The sequence below is a fragment of the Glycomyces sp. NPDC049804 genome, from assembly GCF_040674615.1.
In the GTDB taxonomy this organism is placed as follows: Bacteria; Actinomycetota; Actinomycetes; order Mycobacteriales; family Micromonosporaceae; genus Glycomyces; species Glycomyces niveus.
Window position 1 is genome coordinate 62,722 of record NZ_JBFAMQ010000014.1, and the last position, 23,915, is coordinate 86,636.

General features: G+C 71.5%; 13 protein-coding genes. 2 read left to right on the forward strand and 11 right to left on the reverse strand.

Annotated elements, in window-relative coordinates; all coding sequences use genetic code 11:
- Positions 1-10: 10 nt before the first annotated feature.
- The 10 genes from AB0K52_RS20180 to AB0K52_RS20225 form a co-directional block, all read right to left on the reverse strand.
- Positions 11-958: a hypothetical protein gene (locus AB0K52_RS20180; protein ID WP_363534449.1), complete on the reverse strand. Its 948-nt coding sequence runs from the start codon at positions 956-958 to the stop codon at positions 11-13.
- Between the two features lie 81 nt (positions 959-1,039).
- Positions 1,040-2,311 (reverse strand): SLC13 family permease, encoded by a 1,272-nt coding sequence (locus AB0K52_RS20185; protein WP_363534452.1) that lies wholly within the window; start codon positions 2,309-2,311, stop codon positions 1,040-1,042.
- Positions 2,312-4,445: 2,134 nt separating this feature from the next.
- Positions 4,446-4,601 carry a hypothetical protein gene (locus AB0K52_RS20190; RefSeq protein ID WP_363534455.1) on the reverse strand — a complete coding sequence of 52 codons (156 nt, stop codon included), beginning with the start codon at positions 4,599-4,601 and terminating at the stop codon, positions 4,446-4,448.
- A 45-nt stretch (positions 4,602-4,646) separates the two neighbouring features.
- Positions 4,647-4,925, reverse strand: coding sequence for a metal-sensitive transcriptional regulator (locus AB0K52_RS20195; RefSeq protein WP_363534458.1), 279 nt, complete (start codon positions 4,923-4,925; stop codon positions 4,647-4,649).
- A gap of 48 nt (positions 4,926-4,973) precedes the next feature.
- Positions 4,974-6,650 carry an FAD-dependent oxidoreductase gene (locus tag AB0K52_RS20200; protein WP_363534708.1) on the reverse strand — a complete coding sequence of 559 codons (1,677 nt, stop codon included), beginning with the start codon at positions 6,648-6,650 and terminating at the stop codon, positions 4,974-4,976.
- Between the two features lie 327 nt (positions 6,651-6,977).
- On the reverse strand, positions 6,978-9,581 hold the full coding sequence (gene clpB / locus AB0K52_RS20205; protein WP_363534461.1) for an ATP-dependent chaperone ClpB: 2,604 nt from the start codon (positions 9,579-9,581) through the stop codon (positions 6,978-6,980).
- A gap of 292 nt (positions 9,582-9,873) precedes the next feature.
- Positions 9,874-10,590, reverse strand: coding sequence for a hypothetical protein (locus AB0K52_RS20210; protein WP_363534464.1), 717 nt, complete (start codon positions 10,588-10,590; stop codon positions 9,874-9,876).
- A 115-nt stretch (positions 10,591-10,705) separates the two neighbouring features.
- On the reverse strand, positions 10,706-15,625 hold the full coding sequence (locus AB0K52_RS20215) for a DNA repair ATPase (protein WP_363534467.1): 4,920 nt from the start codon (positions 15,623-15,625) through the stop codon (positions 10,706-10,708).
- Between the two features lie 400 nt (positions 15,626-16,025).
- On the reverse strand, positions 16,026-18,122 hold the full coding sequence (locus AB0K52_RS20220; protein WP_363534470.1) for an SPFH domain-containing protein: 2,097 nt from the start codon (positions 18,120-18,122) through the stop codon (positions 16,026-16,028).
- Positions 18,123-18,404: 282 nt separating this feature from the next.
- Positions 18,405-19,061 (reverse strand): hypothetical protein, encoded by a 657-nt coding sequence (locus AB0K52_RS20225; protein ID WP_363534473.1) that lies wholly within the window; start codon positions 19,059-19,061, stop codon positions 18,405-18,407.
- Between the two features lie 465 nt (positions 19,062-19,526).
- On the opposite strand from AB0K52_RS20225, the gene AB0K52_RS20230 reads away from it, so the two are divergent.
- Both AB0K52_RS20230 and AB0K52_RS20235 read left to right on the forward strand, forming a co-directional pair.
- Positions 19,527-21,956: an FtsK/SpoIIIE domain-containing protein gene (locus AB0K52_RS20230; RefSeq protein WP_363534476.1), complete on the forward strand. Its 2,430-nt coding sequence runs from the start codon at positions 19,527-19,529 to the stop codon at positions 21,954-21,956.
- A complete protein-coding gene (locus AB0K52_RS20235; RefSeq protein WP_363534479.1) occupies positions 21,953-22,585 on the forward strand; it encodes a hypothetical protein in 633 nt (210 codons plus the stop codon). The genes AB0K52_RS20230 and AB0K52_RS20235 overlap by 4 nt, the downstream gene beginning before the upstream one ends.
- Positions 22,586-22,831: 246 nt before the next feature.
- Here AB0K52_RS20235 and AB0K52_RS20240 read toward each other — a convergent pair whose 3' ends face one another.
- Positions 22,832-23,842, reverse strand: coding sequence for an NADP-dependent oxidoreductase (locus tag AB0K52_RS20240; RefSeq protein ID WP_363534482.1), 1,011 nt, complete (start codon positions 23,840-23,842; stop codon positions 22,832-22,834).
- Positions 23,843-23,915: the final 73 nt, after the last annotated feature.

A 23,915-nucleotide genomic window follows, 5' to 3' on the forward strand; every position in this document is an offset into this window, starting at 1 on the left:
TCCTGCTGGGTCAGTTCGCGCTTCGGATGCGGATGGTCCGGCCGTCGGTTTCGAGCCAGGCGCCGGGCCGGCCCGGGACGGCCAGGACTTCGCCCCGGCACGCGCACGAGGGTGCGGCCTCGAGGAGCGATCCGGTCGGCGTGTAGCGGGTTTCGGTGACGGTGCCGTGGTGGTCGGAGAAGACGCTGACGTGGTCGGCGGCCGCTACGGCGGCCATCGGGCGCCCGGCTTCGGCGGTCTCGGCGGCGCGGGTGGGCGCACCGCGGCCTGCGGCGGTGCGGATCGTCTGCGTCCCTTGGCCGTCGGCGGTAGCGATGAACAGGCCGGTGCCGTGGGCGGTGAGGACGGTGCCGTAACCCTCGCCGAGGCCGTCGGCGAGCGGCCGGTCGGTCCAAGTGCGGCCGCCGTCGGCGGTGCGGGCGAGGTGGGCGCGGGTGATGACGGCCAGGTGCGGGTCGGGGCCGCCTTCGATGACGACGGCGAGGCCGCGGGGGCCGACCGGGGCGATGGCGGTGGCTATCCCTGAGCGGATCGCTTTCGGGATGGGCAGTCGGGCGTAGGCCGCGGCGCTGTCGCGGACGCGGACGAGCGCGGGCCGGGCCCGGTCGGGCGCGAGTTCGGCGGCGCCGGTGATCCAGAGGGTGTCGCCGAGCGCGGCCATCGAGTGCGGGTGGAACCCGGACGGGAGGGACAGCGGCAGCGGCGGGCCGAGTTCGGCGGGATCGGTGCCGTGGAGCAGCCGGAGGGCGTAGTCGGCCTCGGTCGCGGGATCGGCGGTGAGGACGAGGACTTCGCCGTCGCGGCCGGTCCAGCCCGCGGCGGCGGCGCGGATCTGCGGCAGTCCAGCCGCGCGGGCCGGTCGCGGCACGGTGAGGCCCGCGGTTCCGGCGGCGAGGAGGGCGGCCGCACCAGTGAGGACGGTGCGGCGTTTCAGGCCCAGTGATTCGGGAACGGCCATGTGTGCACTATGGCCAACTGTGACGGGCTATATCGGGAAATGGCTGATTTTCACCCCATGGAGCGCTTGCGCTCCATGGGTTCAGAGCCAGAGGAGCGCGGCGAGGCCGACCAGGGTGCCAGCGGTCGCGAGGAGCGCGCCCGCGGCGGTGAAGCGGCCCATGGGGACGCGGAGCCGCTGCGCCCCGGGGGCGCCGGCGCGGACGAGGTCGAACCAGAGCAGGGTCGCCATTGATGCCCACGGGAGGATCAGCGGGCCGACGTTCGTGCCGATGAGCAGGCCGAGGAGGGTCGTCGAGTCGCCGGGCGGGACGACCGCCTCGACCGCGGTGTAGGCGGGGAGGTTGTTGACGAGGTTCGAGAGCCCTGCGCCGGTGAGCCCGGCCCGGAGTACCGCGCCGTCGCCGGTGCCGGAGCCGATGAGCGCGGCGACGGCGTCCGCGCCGCCGTGGCGCATGACCGCCGGGATGACGAGGAAGAGCCCCGCTGTGAGCACGAGCAGTCGCCATGGGATGAGTTCCCAGGTGAGGAGGTCGCGGCGGCGGCGCAGGCAGTGGACGAGGAGGAGTCCGGCGGCGGCGCTCGAGACGATCTGGATCGGCACGTCCGCGAGGACGGCGGCGACGAACCCGCCGGTGACGACCGCCGCCGTCCACAGCAGCCGCCTGTCGGCGACGGCGGGCAGGCGTTCGGGGACGGCGTAGCGGTCGAGTTCGCGGTGGCGGCGGCGCCAGAACCCGAACCAGAGGCAGAGCGCGGTGACGGCGAGGACGGCGAGCTGCGGGGCCCACATGCGGGAGGCGAACGCGAGCGGGCCGAGGCCGATGCGGTCGGCGGCGAGGAGGTTCGTCAGGTTCGACACGGGCAAGAGCAGGCTCGCGGTGTTCGCGAGCCACACGGTGGTCATCGCGAGCGCGAGCGCTGGGGCGCGGGTGACCGCTGCGAGGGCGAGCATGACCGGGGTGAGCAGCACGATCGTGGTGTCGAGGTTGAGAAAGACGGTGGTGGCGGTCGCGAGCGCGAAGCAGCATGCGAAGAGCGCGAGGTGACTGCCGCGCCCGGCGCGGGCGAGCGCTGCGGCAGCGAGGTCGAAGAGTTGTGACGCCTGGACGATCGCGACCATGACCATGACGGTGCCGAGGAAGAGCACGAGCGGAGCGACCCTGCCGAGGTTCGCGAGCGCGTCCGAGTTCGGGAGCACACTGGTGGCCCAGCAGAGCAGCCCGGCCACGAGGATGCCGAGGCTGACGAGGTCGAGGATGTCGAGGCGGAGCAGGGCGCGGCGGAGCAGGGCGCGGCGCGGCGCGGTGGTCGCGGTTTCGGGGTCTTCCTGGCTCGCCGGGGTCTCGGTCACCAGGTCAATGCTAGGGGCGGGTCGGGTCGGGGGCTACGAAGCGCGTCGGGATCACAGGAGTGAGCATCGGCACCGCGTCGCAGGTCACGGCCTCGCCGCGGCCGGGCGCGGGGGCCGGGCACCGAGCGTCGTCCGCGCCGGAGGGCCGCCTGTGCGAGGCCCTGCACTCGATACGGGTCGGGCCGGCCGCCCCCACCAAGGCGACCGGCCCGGGATTCCCGCCGCGCGGCCTGGGGCGCGCGTCGCGGGAGGTTCAGGCGCCGGTGTGTGCCGATGTCGGCGATGAGCGCGCGGGCGCGCTCCGGGATCCAGGGGCACCACTCGTCGCCGCGCCAGGAGCCGCGCCATGCCGGAGTGTCGGACGGGTCTCCCGTGAACCGGCAGACCTCGCCGGGACCGACCGGGTCGTAGCAGTCGCCTGCCAGGTCTTGAGTTCGGATGCCTTGTGCTTCAAGCGATCAACGACAGAGAGGTGGAGTCAGCGGCGGTGTTGTGCGGTGGCTTTTCGGTCGCGAGTGAGTCGGTTCAGGCGGGCAGCGACGAAGAGGTGGATGGTGGGGCGGTGTCACTTGGCGGCCTCGGCGGGCGCGACCATCCGGCCACCGGCACACCGGGCGACCGGCCCACCAGGCAGCAGGGCTGCTGCCGAGCCGCCGGGCGACACTCCCGACCCCGGGGGTGGGCGTATCCGATCACTTTGCGGCCCTGCTGGTTTGACGCGGAACATGAGGATGCTCTCCCCGTGTGGGTGTTGTCGGTCTTGGCGGCAGGGCGGACAATTGAGGTACGCACAAGGGTTGGTAATCCGTACAGGAGTCCAGTAGGTGCAAGCAGACTACGACAAGCCTATGGCCGACCGGCTGACCAGACGGTTCCGAGCACATCGCCCCGTTCACGGGGCCGGTGGTCTCGCCCCTTGGTGCTATCAGTTCCCGCAGCGAACCGACCCCCTCGGGGGTCATTGGGTGGGAGACGGACCGGTCGGGATCACCCTGACCGGACCGCGAGTGTCCTGAACGAGGCACACCATGTCCAGATGGATGCAACGCCGACCATAGCGGGAGTCCCGGGCATACCACGGCAGTCGCCGGTGAGAGCAGCGACCAGGACCGTCCAAACGGGGGCGGCTACCGCCAGCACACCACGACGCCAACTCCAATGCACGACACCCACCCGGTAATCGGGGTGCCCGAGACACGGAAAGGAGCCCGAGAACAGGCAGGCGGAAGAGCGATGCCCGCCAAGACAATCGGACGTCCGAGAGGACGCCGGAGCCCCAAAGGCGAGCGAGTGAACGATCGACAGCGACGATCGGTAGCGCACACCCGAGGGCGGCAGTGCCCTCGGCGAGCGATGGAACGCGATATGAGGACGGAAGGATGGGAGGTGCCAGGCGATGAGGAAGCAGAGCTCAGTGATGCTGCAAGCGTGCCAACGGAACGGGATGCGCGCGCGCTCGTCGCGAGTCGATGACGTCCGAGGCGGCGAGCTTCGTCGCCCCAAAGGCGGTGCCTGCGGTCTCCGGCTCGATCCTCACTACCCCGGCCACCGCCCCGACCGCACCGGGGCACCGCCAGACAGCGGCGGCACCGCTCCAGACCCACCGGCCCCGACCCGACTGGCCCGGGTCGGAGCGGCCCAGGTGCGACCGTCTCGGGTCCGGCGCGCCCCCGAGCAACCGCCCGAATCCGGCAGCGCGCTCGGGCTATCCGCCCACGCCACTCCGTCGCTGATCGGTTGTAGCCAGTGGGAAACGGACCCGGCCCCGGCGACCCGCCCCACCATCCACCCACGCCGCTGCGTCGCTGATGGGTTGTGGCCAGTGGGAAACGGACCCGGCCCCGGCGACCCGCCCCACCATCCACCCACGCCACTCCGTCGCTGATCGGTTGTAGCCAGCGCGAAGCGGACCCGGCCCCGGCGACCCACCCCGCTACCCGCCCACGCCACTCCGTCGCTGATGGCTTGTGTCCCAGGAGAGAACCGGGCCGAGTACGGCAGTGCGTCGCGGGCAAGGTCCGCTCGACCGTCGTTGATTGGGTGCAGCCCGCTCGAGGACCGACCTTGCCACGACCATGCCATCAGGCGTTCAGTTCAAAGCCGATCAGGTTCGGACAGGGACGGGTTCGCGATCTCAGCGGCGCAGGAGTTTCGCGAGCAGACCGGGCTGCTTCTCGTGGCCTTCGCAGCGCTGAGCCTTGGGGACTGCGCGCATGACGTCGTCGGCGTGCTGGCCGCAGCCGGCCCAGGTGGTCTTGCCGCACTGGCGGCAGTTGGTGGGATAACACATGGTGGAATCGTCCTCTTTCGTCGTCGTCCAGGCCGGGCGGGTCGCTCAGGCCAGCATGAGGAAGAGCTTCTCAAGCTCTTCGGTGGTCAGTCCGCCTTCGTTCTCGGCGGTCTGCTCGGGGTCCGCGATGCAGTCCTTCATTGCGGTGGACACGATCGCGAAGCCGGCGCGGTCGAGCGCGGTCGAGACCGCGGCGAGCTGCGTGACGACATCGCGGCAGCGCCCGCCGTCCTCGACCGCGCTGATCACCGCGTCGAGCTGGCCGCGAGCCCGCTTCAACCGGTTGAGGACGCGGCGCTGGGTGGCCGGATCGGGAATCGCCATGGTTCGTCTCCTTTGCGAGAGGTCTTGTGGTGCATGCAAATCGTCGGCTCAGGTCAGGACGCGCTCGCGCGCGAGGAGGTCGTCGCCCAGTGCGGCGCGCAGCGTGAGCATGCCCCCGGACAGCGATGCGCTGTCGAAACCCTCCTGCGCGAGGACCCGGTGCGCGATATTCGACCGCACCCCCGACTCGCAGAGCACGCGCACCGGCCGACCGGCCGCGGCCGCCCGGACCTCGTCGAGGCGTTCGCGCAGTTCAAGGTGCGGCACGAGCAGTGCCCCTGGCAAGTGGCCCGCGCCGTACTCGGCACGGGTGCGCACGTCCAGCACGAGCGCTTCGTCGCAGACGCGGTCGAGGTCGTCGGCGTGCCACAGCCGGAGGGTCCCGTCGAGCACATTGGAGGCGATCAGGCCCGCCAGGTTGACCGGGTCCTTCGCCTGCCCGTAGGGCGGGGCGTAGGCGAGATCCAGGTCGATGAGGTCGGCTGCGCCCATGCGGGCGCGGAGCGCCGTGGCGAGCACGTCGATCCGCTTGTCGACGCCTTCGCCGCCGACGGCCTGCGCACCCAGGAGCAGTCCGTCGCCGTCGCGGAAGTGCACGAGCAGATGGAGGGTCTCGGCGCCGGGGAAATAGGCGGCGTGGTGCTTCGGGTGCAGGTGCACGGTGTGGAACGGGATTCCCGCGGCCCGCAGGCTCGCGCGGTTCGCGCCGGTGAGTGCCGCGGTCAGGTTTCCGGCCCGGACGATCGCGGTGCCGACCGGCTGCGGTATCGGGCGGGCCGATTCCGGATTGAGCATGTCGTCGGCGACGAGGCGCCCGGCCCGGTTCGCCGGGCCCGCCAGCGCCACCGGGCGTTGGGCGCCGGTGACCGGGTCGACGCTGAGGACCGCGTCGCCCACCGCCCACACGCCGGGGGCCGAGGTTCGGCCGTGCTCGTCGGTGACGATGGCGCCGCGTTCGCAGGCGATCCCGGCCCGCTCGAAGATCTCGGTGTCGGGGCGCACGCCGACCGACAGGACGATCAGGTCGGCCTCGATCGCGGTGCCGTCGGTGAGGACGACGAGGTCGTGGTCGGGTCCCGGGCGCGCCTCGGCGGCGGCCGTCCCGGTGCGCAGGTCGACGCCCAGGCGGCGGAGCTCGGCCGCGACCGGCTGGGCGATCTCGGCCTCCAATGGGGGCAGCGGATGCGGGGCGAGTTCGATCAGGCTGACCTCGAGGCCGCGCTGCGCCAGCGCCTCGGCGGTCTCGACGCCGATGAATCCGGCTCCGATGACCACGGCCTTCGCGGCGCCGAGGTCGGCGGAGCGCCGCAGCGCGACCGCGTCCTCGACGGTGCGCAGCGTGCGGACGCGGTCGGAGTCCAGGCCGGGCACCGGCGGCACCACGGCCCGCGCGCCCGGTGCGAGCACGAGGGCGTCGTAGCGGAGCGGCAAGGTTCCCGCGGGGGTGCGCACGGTCAGCGTTTTGGCGGCCGTGTCGAGCCCGGTCACCTCGTGGCGGGTGCGCACATCGAGGTTCAGGGCCGCTCGCAGTGATTCCGGGGTCTGCACCAGCAGTGCGGACGCGTCCTCGATCTCGCCGCCGACGTGGTAGGGAAGCCCGCAGTTCGCGAACGAGACATGTTCGCCGCGTTCAAGGACCACGATTTCGGCGTGCTCGTCGAGGCGCCGCGCCCTGGCGGCTGCGCTCATGCCGCCGGCGACGCCGCCGACGACGACGATCCGCATCGGCTCGCTCGACGGTGCGGCGGTGGTGGTGTCCGTGCTGATCTCCATATGGCCAATATACCCCCGGGGGTATTGCAATCGGGAAGGTTCCGCACAGAGACCTCGGTCATGGGTTCCTGAACGGCTCGGCCCTCCCCGAGGACACCGCCGGCGAAGGGGTGTCCTCGGGGAGGGCCGAGCCGAGGCGGGGGCCACCGGGCAGCCGCCGCCACTTCCTCACCGTGACGGGCGCCCGCGAGGAAGAGGTAGGAGCTCAGGGCACGGGAGACCCGGCACCGGCCACCACGGGGCAGCCGCGCTTCGCCGCCGGTCGGAGGAAGTCGGCGCTCAGGCCTTGGCGACGGTGAGCTTGTCGCCCTGTTCGCTCACGCCGACTTCGACCGTGTCGCCGTCGATGATCTTGCCCTCCAGGAGCTCCCGGGAGAGCGGGTCGCCGATGGAGGACTGGATGAGGCGCCGCAGCGGGCGGGCGCCGTAGACCGGGTCGAAGCCGCGGTCGGCGAGCCAGGACTTGGCGGCGTCGGTGACGGCGAGCTTGAGGCGGCGGGTCTCCATGCGGTGCTCGAGGAAGCGAAGCTGGACCTCGACGATGGCTTTCAGGTGGTCGTGCTCGAGCGCGTGGAAGATGACGATGTCGTCCAGGCGGTTGAGGAACTCCGGCTTGAAGTGGGTGCGGATCGCGGCGAGGACCTGGTCGCGCTTCGCGGTCTCCTCGAGGAGCGGGTCGACCAGGGCCGAGGAGCCGAGGTTCGAGGTCATGATGAGGATGACGTTGCGGAAGTCGACCGTGCGGCCCTGGCCGTCGGTGAGGCGGCCGTCGTCCAAGACCTGCAGGAGCGTGTCGAACACGCGCGGGTGGGCCTTCTCGACCTCGTCCAGCAGGACCACCGAGTACGGTCGGCGGCGCACCGGCTCAGTGAGCTGGCCGCCCTCCTCGTACCCGACGTAACCGGGCGGGGCCCCGATGAGCCGGGCCACCGAGTGCTGCTCGGTGTACTCGCCCATGTCGATGCGGATCATGGCGCGGTCGTCGTCGAACATGAACTCGGCCAAGGCCTTCGCCAGCTCGGTCTTGCCGACGCCCGTGGGCCCGGCGAAGATGAACGACCCGGTCGGGCGGTTCGGGTCGGACAGGCCTGCTCGTGCTCGGCGGAGGGCGTCGGAGACGACGGTGACCGCTTCGAGTTGGCCTACGACCCTTTCGCCCAAGACCTCCTCGGCGTGGAGGAGCTTGTGCGTCTCGGACTCCTGGAGACGCCCGGCGGGGATGCCCGTCCAAGCGGAGACGACGTCGGCGATCTCGTCGGCGTCGATCTCCTCTTTGAGCATCGGCTGGTGGGCGGGGTCAGTGTCGGCGCTGGCGAGCTCGGCTTCGGCGTCGCGCAGCTGCTGCTCGAGTTCGGGGATGCGGCCGTAGCGCAGCTGCGCGGCCTTCTCGAGGTCGTATTCGCGTTCGGCGCGCTCGGCCTGGGTCTTGAGGTCGTCGAGTTCTTCCTTGAGCTCGGAGACCTTGCCGATGCGGCCCTTCTCCGACTCCCACTGGCGGGAGAGGGCGGCGAGCTTCTCGCGTTCGTCGGCGAGTTCGCGCTGGAGGGACGCGAGGCGCTCGGCGGAGGCCGGGTCGTCCTTCTCGTTCTGGAGGGCGGTCTCCTCGATCTCGAGGCGGCGCACGGACCGCTCGATCGTGTCGATCTCCTCAGGGCGCGAGTCGATCTCGATGCGCAGGCGGCTGGCGGCCTCGTCGACGAGGTCGATGGCCTTGTCGGGGAGGCGGCGGTCCTGGAGGTACCGGTCGGAGAGCTGCGCGGCGGCCACCAGGGCGGAGTCGGTGATGCGCACGCCGTGGTGGACCTCGTAGCGCTCCTTGAGGCCGCGGAGGATCGCGACGGTGTCCTCGACGGACGGCTCGCCGACGAACACCTGCTGGAAGCGGCGCTCCAGGGCGGCGTCCTTCTCGATGTGCTCGCGGTACTCGTTGAGGGTGGTCGCGCCGATCATGTGGAGCTCGCCGCGCGCGAGGGCGGGCTTGAGCATGTTCCCCGCGTCGAGGGAGCCCTCGGACTTGCCGGCGCCGACCATGGTGTGGAGCTCGTCGATGAACGGGATGATCTCGCCGTCAGAGGACTTGATCTCCTCCAGAACGGACTTGAAACGCTCCTCGAACTGGCCGCGATACTGGGCGCCGGCGATCATGCTGGCGAGGTCGAGGAGCATGACGCGGCGGTTGCGCAGCGACTCGGGCACGTCACCGGCGACGATGCGCTGGGCGAGGCCTTCGACGATGGCGGTCTTGCCGACGCCGGGCTCGCCGATGAGGACCGGGTTGTTCTTGGTGCGGCGGGACAGGACCTGGATGACGCGGCGGATCTCGGTGTCGCGGCCGATCACGGGGTCCACTTTGCCCGACCGGGCGGTCTCGGTGAGGTCGACGGCGTACTTCTCGAGAGCCTTGTAACCCTGCTCGGGGTCGGCGGAGGAGATCTTTCGGTCGCCGCCGCGCAGGGTCGGGAAGGCGCTGATGAGCTTCTTGTCGGTGGCGCCCTGCGCGGTGAGGAACGCGCCGACGTCGCCGCCCGTCTGGGCGAGGCCGGTGATGAGGTGCTCGGTGGAGACGTACTCGTCGCCGTAGTCGGTGGCGATCTTGTCCGCGGCGTTGATGGCGCGCAGGGACTCCCGGGCCATCGAGGGCTCGGAGACGGACGGCCCGGAGGCCGACGGGAGCTCGTCGATGCGCCGCTCGGTCTCGGCGGAGACGGTGCCGGGGGTGACGCCGACGAGCTGGAGCAGCCCCGGCGCGGTGGAGCCGTCGACCGTCAGGAGCGCGTCGAGCAGGTGCCAGGGCTCGACGGCGGGGTTCCCCCCGGCGGCCGCCGTGCGCGCGGCCTGGGAGATCACTTCTCGGCTCTTGGTGGTCAGACGGTTGACGTCCACGGTTCCCGTGCTCCTCTACGCTGTCGAACGAATGCTGTCCAAGGTGCGGGCCTCAAGCGCTCGACGGTCGGCGCACCCGGGCGCGGCTGCCGAAGCGACCCGAAGTTGAGTGTATCCGACTCAACTTCCGCGGACGGCTCGATCCGTTTCGCCCGTAGCGTAAAGCCCCGGGCCTCCGGGCCCGGGGCGTATAGCGGACGTGGCGCCCCGAATCGCTCGCCGTGCAGCGCGCCGCAGCCACGGCGAAGGCCCCGAGCCGTTCGGTTCGGGGCCTTCGCCGTGCTTGCGGGCGTTACTTCTTGGCGGCGCTGAGGCCGAAGATCGACTTGATCTTGTCGAGGAGGGACGGCTTGGCGGACTTCTCGCCGCCCTTCGCGTCGGTCTCGATGGCGGGCGCCTCCGCCTGGGACGGGACGGTCTTCTCGGGATCGGCCGGGACGTCCTCGGGCTCGTCGATCGCCTCGGCGACCGGCTCGGGCTTCTCGTCAGCCTTGGGCTCGGCGGCCTCGGGCTCCGCGGCGGCCTCGGGCTCGGGGTCGGCGATCGGGTCGGGCTCTTCGACCGGCTCGGACGCGGTCTCCGGCTCGGGGTGGCTCGGCTCGTCGGCCGGCTCGTCCACGCGCTCGGGCTCGGGGTGCGCCGGCTCGTCGGCGGGCTCGGGCTCCGGCTCCGGTTCGGGCTCGGTGTCGACCACGGCGACGGGGGTCTCGGCGGGCGCGGCTTCGAGCTCGGCCTCGACGACCTCGTCGACCTCGTCCTCGGCGCCCGCGACCAGCAGGGCCTTGAACTCGTCGACCGAGAGGACCGGGACGCCGGCCTCTTCGGCCTTCTTCACGCGGGCTTCGGTGGGCTTGACGGTGTCGTCGACGACCAGGTGGGTCACGGTCTTGGTGAACTGTTTGGCGAGGGCGACGTCGGCGTCGGACTCGGCGATGAGTCGGGCAGTTTCGGCGTCGGGGCCGGTACCCAAGACGATGATCCTGATCTTGTCTCCCGTCTTCGTCGGCACGGGGACCTCCCTTATTCGATCGTTAGCGGCTGCAGGGGCACACGCGGGCTACGCGCCAAGCTTTTGCTCAAGAGCGTACCGGGTCGCAAGGGAGGTCTGGGCCAGCGGAGAGGACTTATTCCCGTTCGATCCCGCTCCTTTGTTGCAGGACGGTTTCGATGCCCTTCACGCGGTCGGAGAGCAAGGTGATGGCGCCGACCGCTCTCGACATAGGATCGTCGCTCGCGCCGCCGAGGGTCTGCTCGCGCCGGTACGCCTCCTTCACCGCCTCCCAGCGGGCGGCCCGCTCGGGGGTGAGGCGGCCGCGGAGGTCGGCGAGTTTGAGGAGGTTCGCCTCCGCGCCGGACGCGAGGGTCTGGGCCTCGCCCGCGTAGTGGTCGTCGATGACCGCCTCGAGCTCGTCGTCGTTCATGACCGGGACGACGCGCTCGGCGAGCCGGTTCATGTTGCGGTACGAGCCCTGGAGCAGGAACGGCGGCTCGGTGCGCGCGCTGTCGTCCATCGCGGCGGAGGCGATGTACGCGAGGTTGTTGGCGAGCACGGTCTTCTGGATGCGCACGAGCTTGCGCAGCACCGACAGGACCTGGTCGAGCTCGCCCGCGCTGTACGGGTGGCGCAGCGCCTCCGGCGCGGCGGTCGGGTCGCCGGAGGCGAGGCGGATGAGGACGGCGGTGTCGGCGCGCTCGCGCCCGGCGAGGGGCGCGGTGACCTTGTTGGAGGTGAGCGCGTTCTCGATGTACGACTGGGCGAAGACCTGGTCGCGGCCGGAGAGGACGTCGCCGAGGTTCCACACGTCGGCGCGGTTGGCGAGCATGTCGGGGATGCGGAACTTCTGGCCGGCCTCGGTGTACGGGTTGCCGGCCATGCACACCGCGAACCGCTTGCCGCGCAGGTCGTAGGTGCGGGTGCGGCCGTTCCAGACGCCCTCCATCTTGCGCTGCGCGTCGCACAGCGAGATGAACTTCTGCAGCAGCTCGGGGTTGGTGTGCTGGATGTCGTCGAGGTAGAGCAGCACGTTGTTGCCGCATTCGAGCGCGAAGTTGATCTTCTCGACCTCGGCGCGGGCGGTCGCGTTCGGCGCGTCCTCCGGGTCGACCGAGACCGTCTCGTGTCCGAGCGCGGGGCCGTTGACCTTGACCAGGAGCATGCCGAGCCGGTCGGCGACGTACTCCATGAGGGTGGTCTTGCCGTAGCCGGGCGGGGAGATGAGCATGAGCATGCCCGACTGGTCGGTGCGGCGGCCCTCGCCCGAGCCGGCGCCGATCTGCTTGGCGAGGTTCGAGCCGATGAGCGGCAGGTACACGTCGTCGATGAGCTGGTTGCGCACGAACCCGGCCATGGTCTTGGGCTTGAACTCCTCGACGCGCAGCGCGCGGCGGTGCCCTTCGATGAGCTCGCCGCGGCGGCGCTGGTAGGCGCGGTAGCCGGGGAGCACGGTGCGGCGGAAGCGGCCGGTGCGGGCCAGGAACTCGTCGAGGCGCAGCGGGAGCACGCGGGACTCGACGCGCGGGTGGGTGCCGAGCAGGCCGGTGACCTGGCTGGAGAGCTCGGCGGTGACGTCGTAGCCGTCCACTTCGGCGAGGATGACCGCGAGCGCTTCGGGCAGGTCCGCCTCGTCGAACCCTTCCGGCTCGGCTTGGCGCAGGAAGGACTCGAGCCAAACGGCCGCGAGCTCCCATTTGGAGGTCATGTCGCCCTCGAGGGCGCGCAGGTCGGATTCGAAGTCCGCCTTGGCGCCCGGGCCGACCTGGCGTTCGAACGCGGCGAGCAGCGAGCGCGCCCGCTGCGAGACGGCGAAGCCGCCGCTGGGGTCGGCCAGCTCCTCCGCGAGGTACTCGCCGGCGAGGTCGGGGTCGACCTCGAGCGGCAGCAGCGTGCTGTCGAGGTAGTGGTTGACGGCCTCGCCGAGGTCGGCGGCGAGGTCGGCGAGGGCGTCGGCGCGGCCGAACACGGCGCGGGCGCGCGCGAGCGAGCGGGCCTGGGTGCGGATCGCGATCCGCTCCTCCTTCGGGATGCCGTGCCCCCAGTACAGCTGGGCGGCGGCGCGCTCGGCGGAGCGGTAGCGGAGCAGGCCGGAGGCGGCGTAGAGGCGCAGCACTTCGGCGAGGATCGCGGCGGCGTCGGCGTCGTGGACGCCGCGCTCGTAGCCCTCGTCGTAGCGTTCGGCCGCGGCGGCGGCGGTGAACGCCGGGAGGTCCTCGGCGAGGAGCTTCGCGGGGCCGTGCTCGGCGAGGAGGGCCGCGGCCAGGTGCTCGGCGCGGTAGACCTCGTTGTTCTCGGAGGGCAGGAACTGGTGCCAGTACGGCTTCGTGTCGGCGAAGCCGGGGTCGTCGACGACGTGGCGGTAGTCGGTGCCGGTGAGCGAGAACGCGAGCGCGTCCCCGGAGGGCACGAGGGTGAGGTCGAGCGGCTGGGTGTTGACGGGGATGCGGTGCTCGCCGAACTTGACGGCGTCGCCGTCGAAGAGGTCGAGCCGGTCGCTGAGCGCGCGGCCGGCCTCGGCGCGGGCGGCGGCGATGCGGCCCTCGATCTCCTCGGCGCGCACGGTGTCGTCGAGACCGCGCAGCTCGGCGATGACCTTGCGGAGGCGCTCGACCATCGGGTCCGTGGCGAAGTACGTGTTCACTTCGTCCAGAGAGGACAGTGTGGCGGTGCGGCGGGCGACGGCCTCGAGGATGCGGTCGGCCGACTGCGCCAGCTGCTCGGCGCGGCGGGCGGCCTCGTCGAGGAGGTGCTGCTTGCGGGAGGAGAACGCCTCGTAGACGTCGGTCCGCTTGTCCCCCAGCTGGGTCAGGAACTCGTCGAAGTCCGCGAAGCGGGTCTCGAGGTTCTCGACGGTGAGCAGGAGGCGGCCCAGCTGCTCGTCGCAGGCGGCGGGCGTGTCGGCGGCGGCGATGGCGGCGGTGACGGACTGGCCGAGGAGCGCGAACTCGGCCGCGAACTCGGCTCGGCCCTCGCCCACGGCGAGTTCGCGGCGGCGCGCGGCGAGGGTGGCGCGGGCGCGGTTGACGGCGGCGAGCACCTCGGAGACGCGGCCGAGGATCGCGGTGCGCACGACCGCGTCGCCGATCTCGAGGGTCGCGACGACTTCGGTGAGGGTCTCGAGGCCGCGCTGCCGGTCGTCGAGGTCGGCCAGGAGCGGCTCGGACTCGGCGACGGAGGCGATGGCCTCGGCTTTGCGCTCGAGGTCGGCGACCTGCTCGAAGTATGCGGTGAACGCGTCGTCTCGCTCTAGGAACGAGACGGCGCGTCTACCAGTGGAGTCGAGCGTCTCGGTGACCTCTGCGGCGAGCGCGTCGAGCCCCGCGAGGTCGATATAGCGGGTCTCGCGGAGGGTGACGAGGTGGCCGCCGGCGCCGCGGAGCTCGGCGAGGAGCGCGACCCAGTCCTCGGCGGACTTGGGGGCCTCGCCGCGGGCGCGGCGCAGGAGCTTGACGGTGCCGGTCTGCGCCTCCTCCAAGGCCTTCTGGGCCTCGGCGGTGAGCTCGGCGACGGTGGCGTACTCGTCGAGGACGGCCTCGGCGGTGTCGCGGACCTTGGCGAGGCTCTCATCGAGGCCGTGGAGGCCGTCGTCGCCGAGCCACGGGTAGTCGTCGAGGCAGCGGGTGGCGGCGGCGATGAGCGCTTCGAAGACGGCTTGCGCCGGTTCCATCTCGCGGACCATGCGGGCGACCGAGAGCGCGTCGGAGACGGCGCGCACGGCCTCGGCGTTGCCGATGCGGTGCACCGGGGTGTCGCCGGTCTCCGTCGCGGCGGCGTAGGCTTCGCTGCAGAACGGGGTCGACCAGATCTGCATCGGGTGGACGCGGGTGGCCTCCTCGCCGGTGAAGCGGAAGGCCGCGAGGGTGCCGTCGTCGAAGACCGCGTAGCCGTGGACGCTCATCGGGGCGGCCACTTCCTTGCGGATGACGTTGTAGGGCAGCAGGAGCGAGCGGCCCTCGGCCTCGTGGTAGAAGACGTAGAGGACGTCTTCGCCGTTGGGCGAGCGGATCACGCGCTTGAAGCGGAGGTCGGCGACGTCGTGGTCGAAGGTCTTGAGCTTGCCCTCGTTGAGGTAGTAGCCGCCGGGGAAGATGAGGCCGTGGTCCTCGGGGAGGCGGCGGCAGGCCTGGCCGATCGCGTCGGCGCGGACGATGGTGCCGGTGCGGGAGTTGAAGATCAGGTACCGGGTGACGGTCTCCTTGTAGGGGAGGATCTTCAGCAGGATGAGGGGGCCGATGCGGGCGTAGGCGATGTCGGCGTCGGCGAGGGACTGGAGGGGCTCGGCGACGGGCTCGGTGTAGACGCCTTCGCCGGAGTCGGTGTTGTCCTCGATCTTGACGGTGAGGTCGCCGTTGATGCACTCGACGAAGATCTCGTCTTCGATGGAGACGTGGGGGTGGCGGCCGGTGACGTGGTGCTCGCGTCCGGTCGGGGTCCACTCGAAGTCGTAGGGCTCGGGCCAGACTGCGTCCGCTTCGCCGCGGGCGTCCATGTAGGCCGGTTCCTTGCCGGCGGCGAGCTGCCAGCGCATGACGCGCTGGTCGGTGAGCTGCTCGCCGATCTTGAAGACGGCGAGGAGGCGGCCGTCGACCTCGCGGACCTGGAGGAGCTCGGTGGACCGGTAGTACCGGTACATCTCGGTGAAGTCGGCGGTGAACTTGGGCTGGTCGAGGAGGTGCCCGGCGGCGGTGACCTCGGTGAACGCGAATTCGGCGCCGTCACGTTCGAAGTTATGGAGGGCGAAGACGTCGCCGACGCCGGTCTGGGACTTGAGTCCCATGTGGACGTTGTAGCCGAAGAGGAGCCGGTCGCCGACGCGGGCGATGTCGCGGGGCACGCAGTTGTTCGCGGTGCGGATGCGGGTGGTGCCCAGGAGGGTGAGGCCGGTGGCGCCGAAGGCGTCGGTGCGGGCGGTGTTGAGCGCCTCGGCGCGGCCCGCGAGCTCGTCGGCGAAGTCGGCGAGGCGGGTGGAGAGGACCTCGTAGGTGCCGGCATCGAGAGCGGGGCCTTGGGCGCCTTCAGCAGCGGTTCCGGTAGCGGTCTCTTCGGCCATGGGTTCCTCTGGTGATGTTCGGTTGCGGGCCTGGGCAAAGGAGAGGCGGGGTGCGGGCGGGACTGCGGCCCGCTTGCGGGCCGCGGAGCCGCGGAGCGGCCGCGGGCATCGCGGCCCCGGGCGGGCCGTAGGGCGTGCCCCTTCCCACCCGCATCCGCCTCCGACCAACCGAAGCAATGCGACCACGGTCCCACATGGGTCCGACACTCGATTGTTTCGGCTGGTCGTGGGCGCGGGCCTTTCGGCCCGCGCCTGTTTGGCCCCGGGAAGTGCGTCAGGGGCGAATCTGGCAAGGCTCGTGAGGAGCTAGTACGTAAAGCGGAGCGCAGCGGAGCAGTACTTGCGAACGAGCGAGCCGCAGTCCAGATTTGTTCCTGGCGTGCTTCCCGGGGCCAAAAGGTTACTTCGCGATTTCTAGGGCGGGCTTCTCGGCGACGCCGAGTTCCTTGGCCTTGCCGAGGAGGCCCGAGAGGAGGTCGTGGTCGCCGCCGCCCTGCATGAGCTTGACGAGGGCGGCCGAGACCGTCAGATTCTTGACGTCCTCGCTGCCGAACCCGGACAGGACGCCCTTGAGGTCCTCGGCGAACGACGTCGAACCGTTCGACCACGACGCCGCGACGCTCTGCGCCACATCGGAGTGCGCCACGAAGCCGTCGACGGCCTTGCCGTAGCCGATCGCGCCGACGACCCGGTCGAAGAACTGGGTGTCGCCGCCGACCAGCGAGATGTCGGCGTTGCTGAGCCCGGCCGAGATGACCCCGGCCTGCTGCTCGGCGATCGAACGGCGCGCCTCGATCTCCATGCCGCGCAGCTCCTTCTCCATCTCCAGGCGCAGGCGGTACTCCTCGTGCCCGCGGCTGGCATCCGAGAGCGCGTCCATCGCGACGGCCTTCTCGGTCAGGCCCGCGGACTCCGCGAGCAGCTTCTCGCGCAGCGCGCCCGCCTCGGCGGCGCCCTTCGCGGCCTGGGCCTCGGCTTCCGCCTGGCCCTTCGCGGCCGTCGCGGTGGCCTCGGCCTTGCCGATCGCGGCCTGGGCCTCGGCCTCGGCCTTGCCCTTGGCCTCGGCGGCCTTCGCCTCGGCGAGACCGCCCTTCTCGATCGCGTCCGCCTCGGCCTCGCGGACCTGGACGGCGGCCAGGCCCGGGGCGGCCGCGATGGCCTGGTCCCCTTCGGCCTGGCGGATCTTCGCGCGCGCCTCGAGCTCGGCGGCCTGCTGCGCCGCCTCGGCCTCGGTGAGGCGCTGGCGGGCGAGGTGCTTCGCGGCGACCTCGGCGGCCTCGGCGGCCTTGATGTCCTTGACCAGGTTCTCCTGGGCCTCGGCCTCGGCGAGGATGATGACCTTCTGGCGCTCGCGCTCGGCCTCTTCGGTCGCGCGCAGGCGCTTGATGCCCTCTTCCTGCTCGGCGACGGTCTTCTCGACGGCGATGCGCTCGCGGATGACGTCGGCGATGTCGCGCTTCTGCGCCTCGAGCTCCTTGTTCGCGGCGATGCGGGCGAGCTCTTCCTCGCGCTCGCGGGCCACGACCTCGAGGATGCGGTCCTTCTCGATCCGCTCGGTCTCGACGGCGATCACGCGCTCGCGGTTCTTCTCGGCGACGGCGATCTCGCGCAGGCGGTTCTCGTGCTGGATGCCCGTGGCCTCTTCGGTCTTGATGCGCGCGGTCTCGCTCTTGAGCCGCTCCTCGGCCTGGACCTTCTGGACCTCGGCGGACTCGCGGGCGCGCAGGGTCTCGATCTCGCGCTGCTGGCGGATCTCGGCCTCGGTCTGGCGGCGCTCGAGCTCGAGCACGGCCTCGCGGGCCTCGACGTCCTGGCGCTTGATCTCCTTCTCCTCGGAGCGGCGGTGCTCGTTGGTGGTCACCGCTTCGATCGCGGTGAGCTGGGTGATCTTGCGGATGCCCTGCGCGTCGAGGATGTTCTTGGGGTCGAGCTGGTCCATCGGGGTCTGCTCGAGGTAGTCGATCGCGGCGTCCTCGAGGGAGTACCCGTTGAGGTCGGTGCCGATGACGTTGAGGATGCGGTCGCGGAACTCGTCGCGGTTCGTGTACAGGTCGGTGAAGTCGAGCTGCTTGCCGACGGTCTTGAGCGCCTCGGCGAACTTGGCGTTGAACAGCTCCTGCAGCGTCTCCTGATCGGAGGCGCGCTTGGTGCCGATCGCGCCGGCGACGTTGAGCACGTCCTCGACGGTGGCGTTGACGCGCACGAAGAACGTGATCGAGATGTCGGCGCGGATGTTGTCCTGGCAGATCAGGCCGTCCTTGCCCGCGCGGTTGATCTCGATGGTCTTGACCGAGATGTCCATGTACTCGGCGCGGTGGATGATCGGCAGGACGAGCGCCGAGGTGAAGGAGACCTTCCGGGTCCGCAGCTTCGTCACGACCAGGGCCTGGCCGGGCGCGACCTTCCGGTACAGCCGGATGATCATGAATATCAGGCCGATGAAGATAACCGCGGCGACCAAGATCGTGATCAGCGTCGCCGAATTGGTGGCGTCCATGCAGTGGTTCCTAACGAGACTTCGGGGGAACGGGGACTTGCGGGCGGGGCGCTCTTCGGCGCCGCCGCGGGCGGGCGTGACCACACCCTAACCAAGACTCGCCAGGCCGTGGGTACGCGAGGGTCCGGGAGGCACGAAACCGGGAGATCGCAAACCGGGCGCAACGTGGCGATTCAGTGCGGTCCACTGTGACGCGGGTGCGATCGGGGCCGGGGACGCGGCCAGCGGGAACGCGGATGGGCCGAGAGCGCGGACCGGGGCGGTACGGCGGGTCGGTCGCGTTCAGGCCTCGAGGACGACGTCCGGCGGGAGCGCCACCGGCACGACCAGGAACACCTTCTCGGCCTCGTCGTAGTCGAACACCACGACCTTCGAGTGGCGCGCGAACAGCTCCTCGTCGATGCCCTCGGGCTCGTGCGGGGAGCGGCGCACGTTGATGAGCAGGACGCTGCCTTCGTCGTCGGTGATCTCGGCCTGGCCCGCGTCGAGGGTGACCGTGCCGGTGCGCACCACGCACACCTTGCCGACGAGGTCGGCGTGCGCGGTCGCGGGCGCGTCCTCGAACAGCCGCCCGAGCGGGCGGGTGAGCAGCTTCGCGCCGAGCATCCCCACGCCGATCCCGGCCACGAGCACGGCCGTGCCCGTGAGCGCCGGCGGGATGAACATGTTCGCGCTGTTCACCCAGGAGGTGCCGAGCACGGTCACGATCCAGCCCAACGTGATCCACAGCGAGAGCACCACCGTGAACGGCACCGCGCCGAATCCGAACGCCGACCAGAAACCGCCCCCGGCGTCGAGCTCGGCGTCGCCGCCGACGTCCACGATGTCGACGTCGAGCGCACCGACGATCACGGTGAGCCAGTACAGGACCACGATTACGAGGCCGAAGGAGAAGACGACCGGTGGGAAGGATAGGGCGATATCCAGGAACTCACTCATGGGGCACGGGTCCTTCTCGGCGTGACCGAAGACCGCCCGCGGGCAGCGGATGCGGGCGTCTGCGGTGCTGTAGGCGTTCGGCCGCGCTCTCCGGGTCAGCGAGATCGGGCCTCCTTCTAGGGTAATGCACGCGCCCCCTCCGGGGAAGGTTGCGCAAAGCGGACGATCCGACCGCCAGGACGGCCCCCCGGGCCCCCTCCCCCTCCCCCGCCCCTCCACCCCTGTCGTTCGTGTCGGACAACGGTCATCGTCGTCGTGCCATGGCCTCCCTCCTTCCTCTCGCTGCCTCCGATTCGGGGATCCGCGCTTGGGGCAATGATGGCGGGGCGAACCTGAAGCCACGCTGAAGACGCCTGAAGGCGGCTTCAGGAAGCGCCGGGCACCGTGGCTCCGGCACGGGGCAGGCCTGCGGCACCGCATCGCGATATGGTGTGACCTGTCGAATATCTCGCGCAAGGAGGTCCGGTGCCCGGTTTCCCGACCGCGCTGGCGAACGCGGCCGCGGGCTGCGACGCCGCCGCCGCCCGCCTCGCCCAGGTGGCGCAGCGTCTCGGCGACGCCGCCTTCCAGACCCCTGTGGACCCCGAACTGCTCGCGGCCGAGCGCCAGATCGCCGACGCGGCCGCCGCCTCCGCGCAGCAGCTGCGCGCCGACCCCGGCCTGCTCCACGCCGGGCGCGTGATGCTCCACGAGGGACGAAGCGTCCCGCTCATCGTGCCGTTCGGCGAACGCGGCCACCTCGCGACCTCGGTCGACGCCCGCGTCGAAGGCGTCGCGAGCCTGGTGCGGACCGCGATCCTCCACGCCGTCTCGACCCGCGAACCGGGCGGGCTGCGGGTGGTCGGGATCGACACCGCGACGCTCGGGGCGTCGTTCGCGCCGCTGCGCCCGCTCGCCGACGCGGGCGTGATCGAAGCGGTCGCCACCGACACGCGCGCCGCCGCCGACGCCGTCGCCATGGCCGAATCCCAAGTGGCCGAGCACATCGCGGGCCGCCGCGCCGACCGGATGCTGCTCGTCGTCGCCTCGCTGAGCGAAGCGCCGCGGACCCTGGTGGAGCGCATCGACGCCCTCGCCCGGTCAGGGCTCGCGCACGGCGTCACCGTCCTCGGCTGCGGCCTGCCCGACCTGCCGCAGGCCGCGGTCATGCGCGCCGCCGACGGGCGGGTGACGATCACGAACCCGCCCGCGGCGCCGTTCGGGCGCGGCGAAGGCCTGGCCGCGCCGGTCGACTGGCCGGAGACCCCCGACCCATCGTTCGTGGCCGGTGAGGCCCGGCGGCTCGCCGAGCGCGCCAAGGCCGCCGCGACCCTCACCTTCGCCGACCTCATCCCGGCCCGGCCGGAATCGGGCGACCCGGCCAAGGGCCTGGAGGTCCTCATCGGACGCGACGCGGCCGGGGAGGTGCGGCTGCTGTTCGACGACGCGACCCCCCACTGGCTCGTGGGCGGGCGCACCGGCGGCGGCAAGACCGTGTTCCTCCTCGACGTCCTGTACGGCCTCGCCTCCCGTTACGCCCCTTCGGACCTGGCGCTGTTCCTGCTCGACTTCAAGGAAGGCGTCTCGTTCACCGAGTTCATCCCGACCGAGCGGGACCGGACCTTCATCCCGCACGCCCGCGCCGTCGGCGTCGAGTCCGACCGCGAGTACGGCCTCGCCGTACTGTCCACATTGAACGAGGAGATGACGCGCCGCTCGACCGTCATGAAACGGTACGGGGTGGCGTCCTTCGCGGGCCTGCGCGCCCACGAGGCGTACCCGCGCATCGTCTGCGTCGCCGACGAGTTCCAGGTGCTCCTCGCCGGCAACGACCGGGTCGCCTCCGAAGCCGTTGCACTGCTGGAGAACCTGGCCCGCAAGGGCCGCTCGTACGGCGTGCACCTCGTGCTCGCGTCCCAGACGATCTCAGGGATAGAGGCGCTGTGGGCGAAGAAGGACTCGATCTTCGGGCAGTTCCCGATGCGGATCGCCCTGCCCGGCGCGCGCACGGTCCTCGAGGCGAACAACGATGCGGCCGCGCGGATCTCGCTCGGGCAGGTCGTGGTCAACACCGAGGGCGGCGCGGCCGGGGCCGACCGGGTCGCGCGCTTCCCCGACACCGACGCGCACGTCATGCAGCGCCTCCGCGAGCAGCTGGGCGAAGCGCACGCGGGCGTCGGCGCGCCGCGCGTGTTCTACGGCTACCGGCCCGTCCACCTCAGCGAAACCCTTCCGGGGGAACGGAAACCGGGCCGCGCCCTGCTCGGGCGCGAAGTGTCGCTGCGTCTCGACGCCGCCGGGGTCGACCTCGACCGGCGCCCCGGCCGGCACCTGGCGGTGCTCGGCTCCGACCCGGTCGGCGGCGAAGCCCTCGAAGCCGCCGTGAAGTCATTGGCGGGCAACGGTACCCGCGTGCTCGCCGTCGACTTCACCGGCGGCGCCGACCTGCGGGCCGCGGCCGACCGGATCGCGCCCGACGCGTTCGCCGCGTCCCTCGCGGAGATCCCCGACGGGACCGTGCTCGCCGCTTGGGGGCTCGACGCGGCGGGCCTCGACATGAAGGGGCAGCAGGCGCTGCGGGCACTGCTGCGCACCGGTCCCGCGCGGGACGTGCACCTGCTCGGCTGGTGGCGGAACTTCCGGCGGTTCACCGACGACATCGGTGGCACGGCCGGGCGCGAGGACGTGGCGTGCGCGCTCGTCCTCAACCTCCCCGGCGGAGAGATCATGGGCCACTTCGGCACCCAGTTCCAGCACTGGAACCCGCGCGCCGGGCGGGCGCTGCTCGTCGACCGGCACGCCGACACCGGCGCCGGGCGGCTCGTGGTGCCGTTCTCGCGCGACGAGGACCACGACGCGGCGCCCGGGCCGCAGCGCAGCGGCGGCAGCGCCCCGATCGAGAGGACCCGCCCGTGAGCGCCTTCGACGACTACCTCGCGCAACTGCGCCGCCTCGACGACGCCCGCCGCAGCGCGGACGAAGCCGCCGCCCGCACCGCCACGGCGGCCGAATCGCTCGGCCAGCGCACGAACCGCCTCGCCGAGCAGGCCGCGGCGCAGCGCGCGGCCGTTGACGCACTCGCCCGCGCGGCCCGCGTCGCGCCGCCGCAGCGGGTGCCCGCGCCGCCGCCGCTGAGCGGGAACCCGGCCGCCGACCTCGACACGGCCGAGGCGGACCTCCAGGTGGCGGCGACGGAGCTGGAGGAGGCGCGGTACCTCGCGCACCGGGCGCCCCTGCTGCCGCGGTGGCGCGCGGACGAGCGGAACGGGCTGATCTACGGGCTGTTCGCGCTGGTGTGCGTGGTGGTGCAGCTGTTCGTGCTGCGGGAGGTGCGCGCCGAGGGCGGCCCGCTGAACGTGGCGCTCCTGGCGGCGGTCCTCATCGCGTGCCCGCTGGCCGCGTTCCTGTTGGGCTGGGCCGCGATCGGCGTGGCCGCCCGCCCGAAGATCGGCGACGAGGAGAAGCGCCTCGAACGCAACTACCGCCTGGGCCTGCTCATCTGCGGCTCGACGCTGATCGTGGCGTGTCTGGGCTTCTTCAGCTAGACCCGAGACTGGCTCTGAACTGCGGTTCCGTGCCGGAAATCGGCGGATGTCGGACCCGTGTGGGGTCATCGCATTGCTTCGGTTGGTCGGAGGTGGATGCGGGCGGGAAGGGGCACGCCCTGGTTTCCGCCCTCCCGGCGGCTCGGGCGGCCGCGTGCCGAGAGCCCGGCGGCCGCAAGCCCGTTGCCGAGGGACCGAAGCTCCCGCCGGCCACAGGCCCGCCTGCCGACCGCGTGCAGGCCTCGCTCAGATGCGCACGACCATCTTGCCGGTGTTCTTGCCGCGCATCATGTCGAGGAACGCGTCGACCGCGTGCTCCACACCGTCCACGATGGTCTCGTCGTAGGCGATGGCGCCCTGGCCGAACCATTCGGTCATGCGCGCGCCGAACTCCTCGCGCAGGTGCAGGTAGCCGCCGAGGGTGAAGCCCTTGATGGTGAGGCTCTGCTGGACGATCTTGGTGAGGTTGTCCGGGCCGGGGGTCTTCTCGGTGCTGTTGTAGACCGAGATGGCGCCGCACACGGCGATGCGCCCCTCGCGGTTCATCACGTCGAGCGCGGCCTCGAGGTGGTCGCCGCCGACGTTGTCGAAGAAGACGTCCACGCCTTCGGGCGCGAGGGCCGCCAGCTGCTCGCGCACGGGCGCGTCCTTGTAGTTGAACGCGGCGTCGTAGCCGTACTTCTCGGTGAGCAGGCGCACCTTCTCCGGGCTCCCGGCCGAGCCGATGACGCGGCCCGCGCCGAGGAGCTTCGCGATCTGCCCTACCGCGGTGCCGACGGCGCCTGCCGCGCCGGAGACGAAGACGGTGTCGCCGGGCTTGAGGCCGGCGATGGCGGTGAGGCCGACATAAGCGGTCATGCCGGTCATCCCGAGGATGCCGAGGTGCAGTGAGAGGGGCACGCCGGGGATCTCGGGCACGACGGTGAAGCCGGCGGCGTCCTCCTGGACGAGGTCGCGCCAGCCGTACTGGTGGAGCACGACGGCCCCGACCGGGATGCCGTCGGCGGCCGATGCGACGACGCGGCCGATCGCGCCGCCGGTCATCGTCTCGCCGAGTTCGAACGGCGGGATGTAGCTCTCGGCGTCGTTCATGCGCCCGCGCATGTACGGGTCGACCGACAGGAACGCGTTCGCGACCCGGATCTGCCCCGGCGCGAGTTCGCCGTAGGTGACCTTCCCGGTGCGGAAGTCCTCGTCGACGGGCCAGCCCTGGGGGCGGCGGACGAGCTGGATCTGGGTGCTGACGGCCTCGGTCATGGTGATGTCTCCTGCCAGTTTTGTAATAACCGTTCCACAAACATATACTGGAACGACCGTTCCGCAAAGCCGT